This window comes from Pseudomonas sp. NPDC078700 (assembly GCF_044542375.1).
GTDB lineage: Bacteria > Pseudomonadota > Gammaproteobacteria > Pseudomonadales > Pseudomonadaceae > Aquipseudomonas.
In genome coordinates this window covers 1,143,332-1,158,375 of the sequence record NZ_JBITUI010000001.1, presented here as the reverse complement: position 1 = coordinate 1,158,375, position 15,044 = coordinate 1,143,332, and the positions used below count along the sequence as shown (strand labels likewise).

The window sequence follows — 15,044 nt, the reverse complement described above, 5'->3', positions numbered from 1 at the left end:
CTGCGGCCTATTCGTGATCTGGGTCGCGCCAAAAAAAGGAGGAAACCTATGCCTTCGTTCGACGTGGTGTCCGAGCTGGACAAACACGAAGTGACCAATGCCATCGACAATGCCATGAAAGAGCTGGAGCGTCGCTACGACCTTCGCGGCAAAGGCACTTTCGAAGTCAAGGACTTAACAGTCACTTTAACAGCCGATGCAGGTTTTCAGTTGGAGCAAATGGCTGAAATTCTCAAGCTCAGTTTGATCAAGCGCAAGATTGATGTGCAATGCCTCGAATTTAAAGATGCTTATGCATCCGGCAAGTCGATGAAGCAAGAAGCTGTTCTGCGTGAAGGTATCGATAAAGAGCTGGCGAAAAAAATCGTCGCTCATATTAAAGATGCAAAGCTAAAAGTGCAGGCTGCTATTCAAGGCGAGCAGGTACGCGTGACCGGCAAAAAACGTGATGATCTGCAGGAGGCAATTGCCGCATTGCGCGCCAAAGAGTTCGATATGCCGCTGCAGTTCAATAATTTCCGCGATTAACCGCAGATCAATTGAACCTTTAACGGTGCTTTGCCGTCGCAAAAAGGGTGTAGTAGCAATTTAATCGCCATGGCTTGCCATGGCGATTTCGTTTTACGTGTCTGTTTTAGGCCGTGATTATTATAGGGAGTACTTCATGGATATAACCGTCGACCAAGTCGTTGAGATGTCACAAGCGTGGCTGCCTATCGCTCTAAGTTATGCGCTGAAATTTGGCTTGGCCTTATTAACCCTGTGCATCGGCTGGTGGCTGATCAATACCTTAACCCGGCGTGTCTCGAAGCTACTTAGTGTGCGTAGTTTTGATATTGCGCTCAGCGGCTTTATTGGCAGCTTGGCCAATATCATTCTGAAAATTTTGCTGGCGATCAGCGTTGCTTCGATGATCGGTATCGAGACCACGTCATTTATTGCGATGATTGGTGCGGCAGGTCTGGCTATTGGTCTGGCGTTGCAAGGCAGCTTGGCCAACTTTGCCGGCGGCGTGCTGATTATGATGTTTCGCCCATTTCGCGTGGGTGACTGGATCGAAGGCCAAGGCGTAAGCGGTACCGTCGATACCATCCAGATCTTCCACACCACGCTGAAAACGGCTGACAATAAGGTGATTATTGTGCCCAACGGCAGCCTGTCGAATGGCAATATCACCAACTATTCACGTGAGCCTAAGCGACGTGCCGAGGTTGCAGTGGGCATCGACTACACCAGCGACATTAAAAAAGCCCGGGAAGTGCTGCTCAACATAGCCAAAGACCCACGTGTACATGCCTCACCAGAGGCTGTGGTGTATGTGACAGGGCTGGGAGAAAGCTCGGTCGATTTGTCGTTGCGAGTGTGGGTTGCGACAGGTGATTTTTGGCCAGTGACCTTCGAGTTCACCGAAAGGGCAAAAGTGGAATTGGAACAAGCAGGTATTGGTATTCCCTTCCCGCAGCGTGTTATGCACATGGCGCCGCCACCAGCGCCGAAAGAGTAAGGCGTTATATAGCGCTAAGCCTGTGCGGACTAGAGCATGCACAGGTCTCAGCCCAACAGGTTATTGCAACCTGGCGGGCTGAGTTGTTTAAGCGGTCTTAGTTGGGCAATTCACTTAATTTGCGCCCAAATTCCTGCTCATAGGCATCTTTAAGAATTTTCCAGTCCGTCGCACTCCAAGCGGAGTGGCGGCGCAGTTGTTTCATGTCGTGCAATGCGGCTTGTTTGCTAGTTAGGCGCTGACGGCACTTTTCCAGATCAAGTACTGCTGCGTGCGGTATGGCCGAAGCACCTTCGCCCTCGATATGAACAAACACGTGTTTGGCGTAGATGCATCCATGTTGCCAGCGTGCGCGGTTGAGGCGGGCGATGTTAATCCCGACAGTTTTCAACAGCTGAGTATGCAGGGCTTCACCATACTGTTCGCGCCCACCGGCCGCGTACCAGTCTTCAATGGTTTGATAGCCTTCCAAGGCCGCTGTCACGAGCAGGCCGCGCTCACCGCTGGTTGAGCAGTAAACAATCTGCGGTACATTGACACCGGCCTGGCTGGCACCAATCAAGGCATCGCGCTCGCGCAAAACGGTCAGGCGACCGAAGGGGTGTAGCCAACTGCGGTGAATATGCCCTGTCTGACGTTTGGCATAGAGCAGGTTGCCGTTGTCATCATAAATGCGCTGCACACCGCTTTCGCCGCCGCGGCGAACATTGGGTTCTTCGACCCATTCTCCTTGTTTTGCCCACCAGGCTTCAAACATGTTGTTTTCAGCGCTGGAAGCCAAATGCTGCCCTGATTGCATACTGAGCTCCTTAGCGAAAACCAATCACCTTGTGCAGGTGCCGGGCAATCCAACCTGTTTGGTGGTGCCTGGCGCGGGTTGGTTTCATTATTGTTAGACTAAATAGCCTTGTGGAAAGATCCAAAATAGTCGACAACAATACCATCACTTTAGCGTCAGATCGCCGTAGATCGATTAAAACTGCCATTTAAGCAGTTACTTGGTATGTGCTGAGTAAAATATCGCCAGTATTAAAGCGTTCTAGGCTTGCTCGGTTGAGCTGGGTGGCTGGGGCGTCTTGGCAGTCGCAGAAAGGTTGCCATTCGCACTTGGTCGTTCACGACGCCACTGAATAAGAATCATAAATAGCGTAGGAACGCCCAGCAATGCAGTGATCAAGAAAAAGTGCGGGTACCCGAACTTCTCAACCATGACCCCCGAATAACCACCAATCAGCCGTGGCAACAACAGCATGATTGAACTGAGCAAGGCGTATTGAGTGGCCGAGAATTTGAGGTTGGTCAAACTCGATAGGTAGGCCACAAATGCCGCTGTGGCGAGGCCCGCGCTGAAGTTATCCGCTGATATGGTCAGAATCAGCATGTGCAGGTTTGCGCCCATCCCTGCCAGCATCAGGAACAGGAGGTTAGTGGCGGCAGACGCCGCGCCGCCGATGAACAGGATCGGCAGAATGCCGAAGCGCACAATCAGCAATCCACCAAAGCCTGCGCCGAAGAGGGTCATAAACAAGCCAAATAGCTTGCTGACACTGGCGATCTGATCTTTGGTGAAGCCTTGATCGATATAAAAGACGTTGGCCATCACGCCCATCACTGTATCGGACATGCGATAGGTGGCGATCAGCCCCAATAGTACGAAGGCTTGCCAGCGGTAGCGCATGACAAAGTCATTCACTGGGGTCAGTACCGGTGCCAAACTACGGCGGCCCATGGCGGACAGGCACAGCGTGGTCAGAATGGTGTAGAGCAGGGCACGCAGGAATGCACGGTCAGTCAGCAGCAGGTCGAGCATGCTCATCTGGCCTGAAATTACGCTGGCAAAGTCAGTGTTATAGAGCTGGGTAAACATCGCCGGGACTGAAACAAGCAGCACAATCAGCACCAGCACCGACGCTACTTGATGGCTGAAACCGTAGCGAGCAGCTGCCATCTGGGTGCGAATAGGCACATCGGGTTCACGCATCCACAGGCTGGTAATCAACGCGGGGACCATCAGCAGGGCAAACACCAAATAGGTGCTTGACCACGCACTGAATTGATAAAGCTGTGTGGTTGAGCCGAAACCTTCGGCGAAGTACAGAGCGCCAGCTGTCGCGAGCAAGGCCGCGACGCGGTAACCGGCCATGTAGCTGGCGGCAAGTGCCGCTTGGCGACTGTCGTCCACGATCTCAAGGCGGTAAGCATCGACTGCAATATCTTGGGTGGCCGAGGCGAATGCCACCAGCACAGCAAGCGCTATCAGCCACGTCAGGCGCGTTTGCGGATCACACATGGCCATCCCAGCCATGCCAATAACAATCAACAATTGCGACAGAACTAACCAGGAGCGCCGCCGCCCGAGCTTGCCCAATAGAGGCAGGCGCCACTGATCAAGAAGGGGTGACCACACCCATTTAAAGGCGTAGGCAAGGCCGATGAGGCTGGCAAAGCCGATGGTTTCCCGGGCTACACCTGCTTCACGCAGCCATACTGACAGCGTGGAAAATACCAACATGTACGGCATGCCGGCAGCAAATCCAAGTAGCAGTAGTACCAGTGTCGAGGGGCTAGAGTAGGCGGCGAGTGCTTCGCGCCAGCTTTTTTGAGGCATTGGGCAGGTTTCAGCCTAAAGAAATACTAAACAAAGGGCGCACTCTAACCGCTGTGCTCCATTGGACGCCAGCCGTGCTGTCGGATATCCACTTTTTCCCCCCGAATAGTTAAGCCCTCAGCACGCAATCTGGCGCGTTGTTCCGCCCCAGAATGACTGCCTGCACTCAAGCTCAGCCGCCCCCCGGCAGCAACGACTCGATGCCAAGGCAAGGTACTGCCATCTGGCAATTGACTTAAGGTTCTACCCACCCAACGCGCCGCTCGGCCCAGGCCGGCGAGTTCGGCCAACTGGCCATAACTCACAACGTAACCCTCAGGCACTTGTGCCAGTACGGTATACAAGGCGGTCAGGCGCTCCTGCTGGCTTGCTTTGGAGGATTGCAAGGCGGCATTCTTGGCTGATTTAACCTGTCTTGGTCCTAGGTGATTAATCATGTGGCTGCGTACCTGTCTGCTTTCAATCCTGCTGGTGGTTGCTGCGCCGCTCATGGCTGATACGGTCTGGCTCAATAATGGTGACCGTATGAGTGGAGAAATTATCCTGCTCGATGGGGGAAAACTGGCGTTAAAGACTAAATATGCCGGCCAAGTATTAATCAACTGGTCGGATATCGAAACACTCAGTTCCGAGCAGCCGCTATTAGTTCGTCGCCAAGGTTTAGACAGCAAGCACAGTGAGCGTCTGGCAGCCTCTGGCAAAGGCATGGTCCGTATTACTGACGGTGCCACTGAAACTGTCCCGTTGGCCAATATCACCCGACTGGTGCCTGCCCGTGAGCTCCTTAAGGACTTCTCTTGGGAGGGCAATCTCGACGCCAAGCTTAATCTTGAGCGCAAAGACGATAACTCAGATGAGTTCAGGATTAAGGGCGATACGCGAATCGAAAAGGGTCGCTGGCGGCAGGTTATGAATGGGGAGTACGAACGTGAGACGACAAACGACCGATTAACCGATGATAACTGGCACCTCGAGTACGACATTGACCGATTTTTTAACGAGCATTGGTTTTGGCGTTTAGGCGGCGAGCAACAGGTTGATCACCTGGAGTTTGTCGAGAAGCAACAAATTATTGGTACCGGGCCAGGTTACCGTTTTTGGGATGACTCCTTGGGGCGGTTTGATTTGATTGGCCAGGTCAACGAAGTCAAGTTTGACTACCCTGGTGGCGACCTAAGCTTTCGCACCTTTTCGCTGGGGTGGGATTACAAACGCTTGCTGTGGGGTACGCGCCTGGAGCTCTACACCAATGCGGAAATCCAGTTTCCTGAGATCAGTGAGATTGACTATGTCATCGACAGTGAATTCGGACTGCGTTACCGGCTAAACAGCTGGGCGCGGGTGTCTATTTTGTACGAGCTTGACCGAATTGAAGCCCAGGGTGCGAACAACAGTGATGAGAATTTTTTGATCGGGGTTGGCGTGGGTTGGTAGCTCGAACCCGAGTCGATTGATCGGAATCCCTGAACTTGACTGGAAATGCCCGGTCAGTGCTTGTTCAACTGTCGCGAATGTAGATAATGCGCGACATTTCTTGAATCCAAGCAGTCATAGTGCATCTATGTTTTCCCAAAGAGCTTCTCGTACCTTACTTAGCATCACCTTGTCTCTGGCCGCATCCCCGCTTTTAGCCGATACCGTTTGGCTAAAAAACGGCGATCGCCTAACCGGGACAATCAAATTTTTCGACGGCAGTAAATTGCTCCTGCAAACCGATTACGCCGGAGCAATCCCGCTGAAGTGGAGCAATGTCAAAACCCTAGAAAGCGACCGTGAGATGCTGGTCAAGGAAGACGACTCAAACTCCGAACGGGCCAAATCTTTGCGTGCGGGCGAGCCCGGGCAAGTCGTGCTGGTCAATGGTGAGGCTCCACGCGCTGTAGAGTTGGCGAGCATTACTCAGATCATGAAGCCCAAGCCTCTGGTCGAAGACCTGACGTGGCGTGGCAATATTGATGCAGCCTTTGATTTCAAACGTGCAGATACCGATACCGATGATTACGACCTGGACCTGAAAACCCAGGCGCGTCATGGCCGCTGGCGGCACAATGCGACAGCAAGCTACAACCGCGAGCTGTCCGATCACGTTGTCACCACTGATAACTGGGATGCTGAATACGCACTCGACCGTTTTCTGGATGAACACTGGTTCTGGCAGGGACGTCTTGAGTACAAGCGCGACAAGGTCGAGGATTTAGAGCGTCAGCGTACTGTCGGTACCGGTCCTGGTTACCAGTTCTGGGATGATGAATTGGGTGCTTTCTCTGTTGCGGGGCTACTTAACCGCACCGATTATGAGTATGCCAACGGCGACCAATCAAACTTTTATGCCATCAGTGGCAAGTGGGATTACAACCGCTACTTATTGGGTAAAGCCGTTGAGTTCTTTACCACCGGCGAAGTGGGTAAACCGCTGGATAACGTAGCGGAATACACCTTCGACGCTGAGGTTGGCCTGCGTTACAAGGTCACTGACTGGGCCTCGCTGAATATGAAGGCCGAGAAAGACTTGGTCAGTGGTGGTGACTCCGACAGCGAGCTGGATGAAACGCGTTACAGCTTGGGTTTCGGTGTCGGCTGGTAACGGCGAATCGCCTAGCAAAACGCCCCGCATATGCGGGGCGTTTTTCGTTACGCACGGCGTAGCGTTACAGGCGCAGGCCGCCATCGAGCTCAAGAATGCGACCGGTGTAGTAGTCGTTTTCCAGGATATAAGCCACCGAGTGAGCGATTTCAGCCGGTTTGCCCAAACGACGCAGCGGAATGCCTGAGGTCATTTTCTCCAGCGCTTCTGGCTTCATGCTCGCAACCATTTCGGTTTCGATAAAGCCCGGAGCAACACCGGCTACACGAATGCCGTAGCGTGCCAGCTCTTTGGCCCAGACCACCGTATCTGCGGCAACGCCAGCCTTAGCGGCTGAGTAGTTGGCTTGGCCCATGTTGCCGGCGCGCGAGATCGAGGAGATGTTGATGATTGCCCCTTGGTTTTTCAGCTCAACCATCTTCGCTGCGACTTCACGGGTGCAGAGGAACACGCCGGTCAGATTGACATCGATCACGGCTTGCCACTGAGCCAAACTCATCTTGCTCATTTCGCCATCTTTTACTTTGATGGTCAGGCCGTCGCGCAAGATGCCGGCGTTGTTAACCAAGCCATTGATGGCACCAAAGTCCTCTGCAATTTGTGCGATCGTGTGGACGACCTGCTCTTCGTTTGCGACGTTGCACAGGTATGAACGTGCGTCGGTGCCCAATGCTTTGCAGGCAGCGACGGCTTCGTCGAGACGCTCCTGATTGAGGTCGACCAGTGCCAGCTTGGCCCCTTTGCTGGCCAGATATTCACCCATGGCGCGGCCAAGGCCCTGACAGCCGCCAGTAATGATGATGACTTTGTCTTGCAGTTGCATGGAATAACCCTTTCAAGTGTGCTGTTGAGCCCTGCTGGCGACCTGCGGTCGAGCCTATGATCCGTGTTATTTGGAGAAATCTGCTGAAAATTTCATTAGGCAGCGCGTAAACTGCGTGAATCAGCGGATATCGAGCACTGGTTTGAACGGCTAATCGGGTGAGGCTAGATTGCGATGGCCGTCCCAGTGTCTTTTTATGACGAATTATTTGCAGGGAGTCATTAAATGAGCGTAAGCGCGGCTAAGCATGCCCGAGAATTGCTGCTCAAGGAATACCGAGCTGTACTCTCGACGCATTCCAAGAGCATGCCAGGCTTTCCTTTCGGATCAGTGGTGCCTTATTGCCTCGATGCACAGGGCTACCCAATTATCCTGATTAGCCGCATTGCCCAGCACACTCATAACCTGCAGCGTGATCCGAAGTGTTCAATATTGGTGGGCGAACGCGCAGCGGATGACATTCAGGCCGCTGGCCGTCTGACAGTACTGGCTGAGGCTCGTCAGTTGGAGGATCCGCAAGAGATTGAGGCCGCGGCTGCCCGCTATTACCGTTACTTCCCAGAGTCGGCTGACTATCACCGCGCCCATGATTTCGATTTTTGGCGCCTTGAGCCTGTGCGTAGCCGTTACATCGGCGGGTTTGGTGCCATTCACTGGGTCGATCAGGTGACGCTGAGCAATGTATTTGCCGGTGACTCTGAGGAGAGCATGATTGAGCACATGAATGCGGATCATGCTAAAGCCATTGCCCATTATGTGACCCTTGCCGATTTGCCCGCGCAGCCCTCGGCTGAAATGGTCGGTATTGACAGCGAAGGTTTCCATCTACGGATCGCTAAATCAGTCTATTGGCTGGCGTTTCCAACAATTTGTAACACTCCTGGAGCGGTGCGTCAGGCCTTGGTGGCTTTGGCTCACGCCGATGTATGGCCGGTTAATGAGCGGGCTTAAGCTTGAATTAAGCGCGCGAACCCATACTTCATCCTCACAGGAAGCTGTTCTTCCGTTAAGGAAATTCTGATGCGTGCTTTTTTGTTTTTATTTTTATTGTTCCCGCTCATTGAGCTGGCCGTATTGATTAAGGTCGGAGGCGCTATTGGGGTGCTGCCGACCATATTGCTGCTAATTGGCTCTGCGGTATTGGGCAGCCTGCTGCTGCGTGTGGCGGGGATCGCCACGGCATTGCGCGCCCGTGAACGTCTTGCCCGTGGCGAGTTGCCGGAGCAGGAAGTCCTTGAAGGGTTGATGATTGCTGTGGGCGGCGGCCTTTTGCTGCTGCCGGGTTTTATCAGCGACATCTTCGGCCTGTTCTGTCTGATTCCGTTCACGCGGCGAATTTTCGTCGGTAAAATCCGTGCCCGCGCCGCAGAACAAGCGGCTCGCCAACGTGCTTTTGCCGATGATTTGGCGGCGGCGCAGCGCCCCACTGAATCGCGCCCGAATGTGCTTGAAGGCGAGTATGAGCGTCGCGACTGAGATTTCGTTATGTGAGATAAGCCCGTGCCGCGTCACGGGCTTTTTTGTTTCGCACTGCCGGGCGCCTAAGGGCTAGCCGAACAGATCATTAGTAGGACGCTGAGCAAGCGTTTAGCCTCGGCAAATAATCTAAAAAAATTAGCGGCCACCCTTGAAATCCTCTTTTGCGCCCGCATGTAGCAGACACCGCAAGGTTTTCTGTCACTTAGACAGAACAGACTTCAGCGTTGTGCACTGCGCAACGCTACCGGCAACGCCGGACTTTGCTAACCGCCGGTGAAAGCACCGGCTGATAAAACAATCTATTGGGAGAGATCGACAATGAAGCTTCGTCCTCTGCATGACCGCGTAGTGATTCGCCGCAGCGAAGAAGAAACCAAAACCGCTGGCGGTATCGTGCTGCCTGGTTCCGCTGCAGAAAAGCCTAACCAAGGCGAGATCGTTGCCGTAGGTACTGGCCGTGTGCTGGACAACGGTGAAGTTCGCGCACTGGCTGTTAAGGTGGGTGACAAGGTTGTGTTCGGCCCTTACTCCGGTAGCAACACCGTCAAAGTTGATGGCGAAGACCTGTTGGTAATGGGTGAAAGCGAAATCCTGGCTGTTGTTGAAGCCTGATTTCCACGAATCTCCGTTTAACCGTCAAGAATTGAGGAAGCATTTCCATGGCTGCTAAAGAAGTTAAATTCGGCGACTCCGCCCGTAAAAAAATGCTCGCCGGTGTCAACGTCCTGGCTGACGCTGTTAAAGCAACCCTAGGCCCGAAAGGCCGTAACGTCGTTCTGGAAAAGAGCTTCGGTGCTCCAACCATCACTAAAGACGGCGTTTCTGTTGCTAAAGAAATCGAACTGAAAGATCGTTTCGAAAACATGGGCGCTCAGCTGGTTAAAGACGTTGCCTCTAAGGCGAACGACGCCGCAGGCGACGGTACTACTACTGCAACCGTTCTGGCTCAAGCTATCGTCAACGAAGGCCTCAAAGCCGTCGCTGCTGGCATGAACCCAATGGACCTGAAGCGCGGCATCGACAAGGCGACCATCGCCATTGTTAAAGAGCTGAAGAACCTGTCCAAGCCATGTGCTGACACTAAAGCCATCGCTCAGGTCGGCACTATCTCGGCCAACTCTGACAACTCCATCGGCGACATCATCGCTGAAGCCATGGAAAAAGTCGGTAAAGAAGGCGTGATCACCGTTGAAGAAGGCTCAGGTCTGGAAAACGAATTGTCTGTTGTAGAAGGCATGCAGTTTGACCGTGGCTACCTGTCGCCATACTTCATCAACAAGCCAGACACCATGGTTGCTGAGCTTGAAACCCCGCTGATCCTGCTGGTCGACAAAAAAATCTCCAACATCCGCGAAATGCTGCCGGTGCTGGAAGCTGTTGCTAAAGCCGGTCGTCCACTGCTGATCGTTGCCGAAGACGTTGAAGGCGAAGCCTTGGCGACTCTGGTTGTGAACAACATGCGCGGTATTGTTAAAGTCGCTGCTGTTAAAGCACCAGGTTTTGGCGATCGTCGTAAAGCCATGCTGCAGGACATCGCGATCCTGACTGGCGGTACTGTGATCTCTGAAGAAGTTGGCCTGAGCCTTGAGGGCACAACTCTTGAGCACCTGGGTAACGCCAAGCGCGTAATCCTGAGCAAAGAAAACACCACCATCATCGACGGTGCTGGTCAGCAGGTTGATATCGAAGCCCGCGTTGCTCAGATCCGCAAGCAGGTCGAAGACACTTCTTCGGACTACGACAAAGAAAAACTGCAAGAGCGTCTGGCCAAACTGGCTGGTGGTGTTGCGGTCATCAAAGTCGGTGCAGGCACCGAAGTTGAAATGAAAGAGAAGAAGGCCCGCGTTGAAGACGCCCTGCACGCGACCCGTGCTGCGGTCGAAGAAGGCGTGGTTCCTGGCGGTGGCGTGGCACTGGTTCGCGCTCTGCAGGCCATCGTTGACCTGAAAGGCGACAACGATGACCAGAACGTTGGTATCGCACTGCTGCGTCGCGCAGTTGAAGCGCCACTGCGTCAGATCGTTGCGAACGCAGGTGACGAGCCGAGCGTTGTGGTCGACAAGGTCAAGCAAGGCGAAGGTAACTACGGTTACAACGCTGCGACTGGCGTGTACGGCGACATGATCGAAATGGGTATTCTTGACCCTGCTAAAGTAACCCGTTCTGCGCTGCAAGCGGCTTCCTCTATCGGCAGCCTGATGATCACTACCGAAGCGATGATCGCTGAAGTAGCTGACGACAAAGGCCCTGCAATGCCTGATATGGGCGGCATGGGTGGTATGGGTGGTATGGGCGGCATGATGTAATTCAGCCCCTCCATCGAAAACCCCGCGCTTGTCGCGGGGTTTTTTTTGTCTGAAATATCCTGGTTACCACTTATCGATTAGTGCCAGTTGCGGCCGTTTGCTTTGAGCATTTAACGTTTTTTTCACTATCGATCCCTGAGTATCCAACGCGGATTGAACCAATCACCGGGCTTAGGTTCAGAACCCGGTTGATGCTACTTGCCTTGATTCAGTCTCTACCGTTTGTCGCCTAGGTCGACAAAAATTACTGATGTGATCTAGGGTGAAAAAACAGCGTTTGGCAGCGCTATCAAGAGGTTGCAGTAATGAAGCTAGAAATCGCTCGAGGTTTGTTCTTGGTTGGCGCATTAGGCGTGACCTCGATGGCATTCGCCGCGTGGAACCAAGACAGTCCGCAAATCATCTCTGGATTCAGTCAGGGTTATTGCCCTATGCCAGTCAGCCAGCGGCCTGATCCGCAAACTAAACCCGATCACGACCTGTTGCTGTTTATGTTTGGCATGTCCCAAGGCCTGAAGTAAGGCGGACAACGCTTTTTTGTCTGCCGTCTGTGCGCTCGGTAATGGGATTGTTGATTAATAGGGTGGGCAAGCTTTTTGTTGCCGCACCCTAAGCAATCATTTACTGAGCATATAAAAACGCCCGTGCGATGCAGCGGGCGTTGGTCTTAAGTCGTCACAGGCTCTGCAGCTTGCTCTGGCTCGGCTTCTGGCTCTGTGTCTGGATGTGCAATCAGGGTGTAGACACAAGGCAACACGAACAGGGTGAACAAGGTGCCGACTGTCATGCCGGTGGCAATCACCAGACCAATGTCAAAACGGCTCACCGCGCCTGCACCTGTTGCCAGAATCAAAGGCACCATGCCGAAAACCATTGCGGCCGTCGTCATCAGCACTGGGCGTAGGCGAATCGATGCCGCTTCCTCGATAGCTTCACGGCGTGACAAGCCATTCTCGCGTCGTAGCTGATTGGCAAATTCGACGATCAGAATACCATGCTTGGTAATCAGCCCGATCAAGGTCACCAAACCCACCTGAGTGTAGATATTCATACTCGACAGGCCGAGGAACAGCGGCACCAAGGCGCCGCAAATCGACAGCGGCACTGTGACCATGATCACCAGTGGGTCTCGGAAACTCTCGAACTGCGCCGCCAACACTAAGAAGATCAGCGCCAAGGCGATACCGAAGGTGGCATACAACGCCGTGCCTTCTTGAATGTATTGACGTGAGGAACCTGCGTAGTCAAACGAGTAGCCTGCGGGGGCTTCCTCCTCGGCGAACTGGCGAACCGTGTCGATGGCTTCGCCCATGCTGACAATCGGGAAGCCCTGGATGATTGCCGAGTTGAGCTGCTGGAACTGGTTGAGCTGGGTCGGCCTTGCGCGGTCGCTGATTTTAATCAACGTCGACAGTGGTAGCAGGGCACCACTTTCACTCTTCACGTAGTAGCTGTTTAGCCAGCCGGGATTGTCGCGATAAGCCCGTTCGACCTGAGCGATCACCTTATAACTACGGCCCTCAATGGTGAAGCGGTTGATCTCACCCTCGCCGAGCAAGCTGGACAGCGCTACGCCGATATCTTCCATGGAAACGCCCATCTGCGCGGCTTTTTCTCGGTCGATATCCACCACGACCTCTGGCTTGTCGAACGCCAGGTCAACATCAAGAAAGGCAAATTTGCCCGACTCTTCAGCTCGCCTTTTGATTTTGTCAGTCACCGCTAGCAGTGACTCGTAATCGTTCGGCGTATTGACTACAAACTGAAACGGCAAGCCCTGACCAGTTCCCGGCAAGGAGGGCAGGTTGAAGGCAAAGACTTGCAGGCCGGGTATTTCGTTTAGCTTGGCTTGTACCTCAGGTAGCAGTTCCATTTGGGTGCGCGAGCGTTGGTCCCAGGGTTTCAACTGAAAACCGCCAATGCCCGACTGCACGCCATCAAAGCCGTTGATCTGGAACCAGGAGTTGTACTCCGGGATGTCCTTAAAGATCGGCAGGAATTGATCGGTGTACTTATTGAGGTAGTCAAGGTTGGTCGGTTGAGGCGCATTGGAAAACATGAAGATGATGCTTTGATCTTCTTCAGGTGCCAGTTCGTTCTTGGTGAACTTGAGCAGCACCGGAATCAAACACATGACAATAATGGCAAACACCAGTACCACTGAGCGGGTTTCAAGTGTGCCGTGCAGGCTGCGCTGGTACCGGGATTTGAGCCTGTCGAAAATTTGATCGAGTTTGTGGGTCAGCCCGCTGGGCTTTTCCTCATGACGCAGCAGCTTGGAGCACATCATCGGTGACAGCGTCAGCGCGACAATGCCGGAGATAATCACGGCACCTGCCAGGGTGAGGGCAAACTCCTTGAATAGCGCGCCTGTCAGCCCAGAGAGGAAGCCGATAGGTGCATAGACCGCTGCCAGCGTGATGGTCATCGAGACCACTGGCACAGCGATTTCACGTGCACCCTCTATCGCCGCATCGAAGGGCGTTTTACCTTCCTCGATATGACGGTGAATGTTCTCCACCACGACAATTGCGTCGTCCACCACCAAACCAATCGCCAGTACCATTGCCAACAATGTCAGCAGGTTGATGGAGTAGCCCATTAACTGCATGAAAAACAGTACGCCAATCATCGACAGCGGGATGGTGATCACCGGGATCAACACCGAGCGCAGTGCGCCAAGGAACAGAAACACCACGATGATGACGATAATTACCGCTTCGCCGAGTGTTTTGACCACCTCATCAATGGAAGCCTGAATAAACAGCGTGGCGTCATAGGCAATCGAGACCTTGAGGTTGGGCGGCAATTGCGCCTCAAGCGCTGGCATGGCCTTGCGAACTTCTTTGATCACATCAAGTGGGTTGGCACTGGGTGTGCCTTTGATGCCGATATACACCGAGGGAATGCCGTCAAAGGAGCTGATTGAGTCGTAGTTTTCAGCGCCCATCTCGACCCGTGCTACGTCGCCGATTAACACCCGGCTGTCGCCAACGGTTTTTAGTGGAATGGCAGAAAAGCCTTCAACGTTTTTCAGATCAGTTTCGGCATTGATACTGGTGACTACATATTCACCTTTGACCTCGCCTGCGGCGGAGAGGAAGTTGTATTTGCGTACGGCGCTGTTCACATCGCCCGCGGTGATGCCGTAGGCCGCCATTTTTACTGGGTCCAGCCAAAGGCGCATGGCGAAGACTTGGTTGCCGAGGATTTCAGCTTCGGCCATGCCCGGCAATGTGGCCAGTTTGGGTTGGATTACTCGCGACAGGTAATCGGTGATTTGCGGGTTCGTCAGCTCATCACTGTAAAAACTCACGTACATCAATGCCGAAGCGTCAGCGGCCTCTTTTGATAGCACTGGGTCTTCGGCATCTTGTGGCAGTTGGTTCTTAACCTCGTTGGCCTTGGCCAGCAACTCGGTGAACAGGCGATCGCTGTCAGAGCCAATGCGCGCATAGATCGAAATCACCGAGAAGTTCTGACGACTTACGGAGGTCATGTAATCAATGCCTTCAGCGCTGGCAAGGCTTTGCTGCAAAGGCTGGGTGATGTACCCCTGAATTGTTTCGGCATTCGCCCCGGGGTAAGCCGTGGTGACCGTGATCAGGGCATTCTCAAGCTGCGGGTATTCACGAATGGTGAGTTTGTTGAAGGCCTGCAAACCAAGCAGGATGATCAGCAAACTGACCACGGTCGCCAACACTGGGCGCCGAATAAATGGGTCAGTAAAAGCCATGTCT

At 53.5% G+C, this 15,044-nt stretch carries 14 protein-coding genes; 9 read left to right on the top strand and 5 right to left on the bottom strand.

Annotated features, from left to right (window positions below):
* Positions 1-48: 48 nt before the first annotated feature.
* Positions 49-528: a YajQ family cyclic di-GMP-binding protein gene (locus ACIGCM_RS05610; RefSeq protein WP_397501020.1), complete on the top strand. Its 480-nt coding sequence runs from the start codon at positions 49-51 to the stop codon at positions 526-528.
* Positions 529-664: 136 nt separating this feature from the next.
* The gene (locus tag ACIGCM_RS05605) at positions 665-1,504 is read left to right on the top strand and encodes a mechanosensitive ion channel family protein (RefSeq protein ID WP_397501019.1); all 840 of its coding nucleotides are present in this window, start codon (positions 665-667) and stop codon (positions 1,502-1,504) included.
* 97 nt (positions 1,505-1,601) lie between these two features.
* Here the strand turns inward: ACIGCM_RS05605 and ACIGCM_RS05600 are convergent, their stop codons facing one another.
* The 3 genes from ACIGCM_RS05600 to ACIGCM_RS05590 all read right to left on the bottom strand — a co-directional run bounded on the left by ACIGCM_RS05600 (position 1,602) and on the right by ACIGCM_RS05590 (position 4,549).
* Positions 1,602-2,303: a lipopolysaccharide kinase InaA family protein gene (locus ACIGCM_RS05600; RefSeq protein WP_397501018.1), complete on the bottom strand. Its 702-nt coding sequence runs from the start codon at positions 2,301-2,303 to the stop codon at positions 1,602-1,604.
* Between the two features lie 240 nt (positions 2,304-2,543).
* Entirely contained in the window at positions 2,544-4,112 is a 1,569-nt protein-coding gene (locus tag ACIGCM_RS05595; protein WP_397501017.1) for an AmpG family muropeptide MFS transporter, read from the bottom strand.
* Between the two features lie 44 nt (positions 4,113-4,156).
* A complete protein-coding gene (locus ACIGCM_RS05590) occupies positions 4,157-4,549 on the bottom strand; it encodes an MGMT family protein (protein WP_397501016.1) in 393 nt (130 codons plus the stop codon).
* Here ACIGCM_RS05590 and ACIGCM_RS05585 point away from each other — a divergent pair.
* Complete coding sequence (locus ACIGCM_RS05585) at positions 4,548-5,546, top strand: DUF481 domain-containing protein (protein ID WP_397501015.1); 999 nt, start codon at positions 4,548-4,550, stop codon at positions 5,544-5,546. The genes ACIGCM_RS05590 and ACIGCM_RS05585 overlap by 2 nt on opposite strands.
* Positions 5,547-5,673: 127 nt before the next feature.
* Entirely contained in the window at positions 5,674-6,696 is a 1,023-nt protein-coding gene (locus tag ACIGCM_RS05580; protein ID WP_397501014.1) for a DUF481 domain-containing protein, read from the top strand.
* A gap of 64 nt (positions 6,697-6,760) precedes the next feature.
* Here ACIGCM_RS05580 and ACIGCM_RS05575 read toward each other — a convergent pair whose 3' ends face one another.
* A complete protein-coding gene (locus ACIGCM_RS05575; RefSeq protein ID WP_397501013.1) occupies positions 6,761-7,519 on the bottom strand; it encodes an SDR family oxidoreductase in 759 nt (252 codons plus the stop codon).
* Between the two features lie 225 nt (positions 7,520-7,744).
* On the opposite strand from ACIGCM_RS05575, the gene ACIGCM_RS05570 reads away from it, so the two are divergent.
* From ACIGCM_RS05570 to ACIGCM_RS05550, 5 genes are all read left to right on the top strand, one after another.
* A complete protein-coding gene (locus tag ACIGCM_RS05570; RefSeq protein WP_397501012.1) occupies positions 7,745-8,470 on the top strand; it encodes a HugZ family protein in 726 nt (241 codons plus the stop codon).
* 69 nt (positions 8,471-8,539) lie between these two features.
* Entirely contained in the window at positions 8,540-8,995 is a 456-nt protein-coding gene (locus tag ACIGCM_RS05565; protein ID WP_397501011.1) for an FxsA family protein, read from the top strand.
* A 321-nt stretch (positions 8,996-9,316) separates the two neighbouring features.
* Entirely contained in the window at positions 9,317-9,610 is a 294-nt protein-coding gene (locus ACIGCM_RS05560; RefSeq protein ID WP_010486228.1) for a co-chaperone GroES, read from the top strand.
* Positions 9,611-9,657: 47 nt separating this feature from the next.
* Positions 9,658-11,304, top strand: a complete 1,647-nt coding sequence (gene groL, locus ACIGCM_RS05555; RefSeq protein WP_397501010.1) for a chaperonin GroEL — start codon at positions 9,658-9,660, stop codon at positions 11,302-11,304.
* A gap of 305 nt (positions 11,305-11,609) precedes the next feature.
* Complete coding sequence (locus ACIGCM_RS05550) at positions 11,610-11,825, top strand: hypothetical protein (protein ID WP_397501009.1); 216 nt, start codon at positions 11,610-11,612, stop codon at positions 11,823-11,825.
* A 146-nt stretch (positions 11,826-11,971) separates the two neighbouring features.
* Here ACIGCM_RS05550 and ACIGCM_RS05545 read toward each other — a convergent pair whose 3' ends face one another.
* Positions 11,972-15,040 carry a multidrug efflux RND transporter permease subunit gene (locus ACIGCM_RS05545; protein ID WP_397501008.1) on the bottom strand — a complete coding sequence of 1,023 codons (3,069 nt, stop codon included), beginning with the start codon at positions 15,038-15,040 and terminating at the stop codon, positions 11,972-11,974.
* Positions 15,041-15,044: the final 4 nt, after the last annotated feature.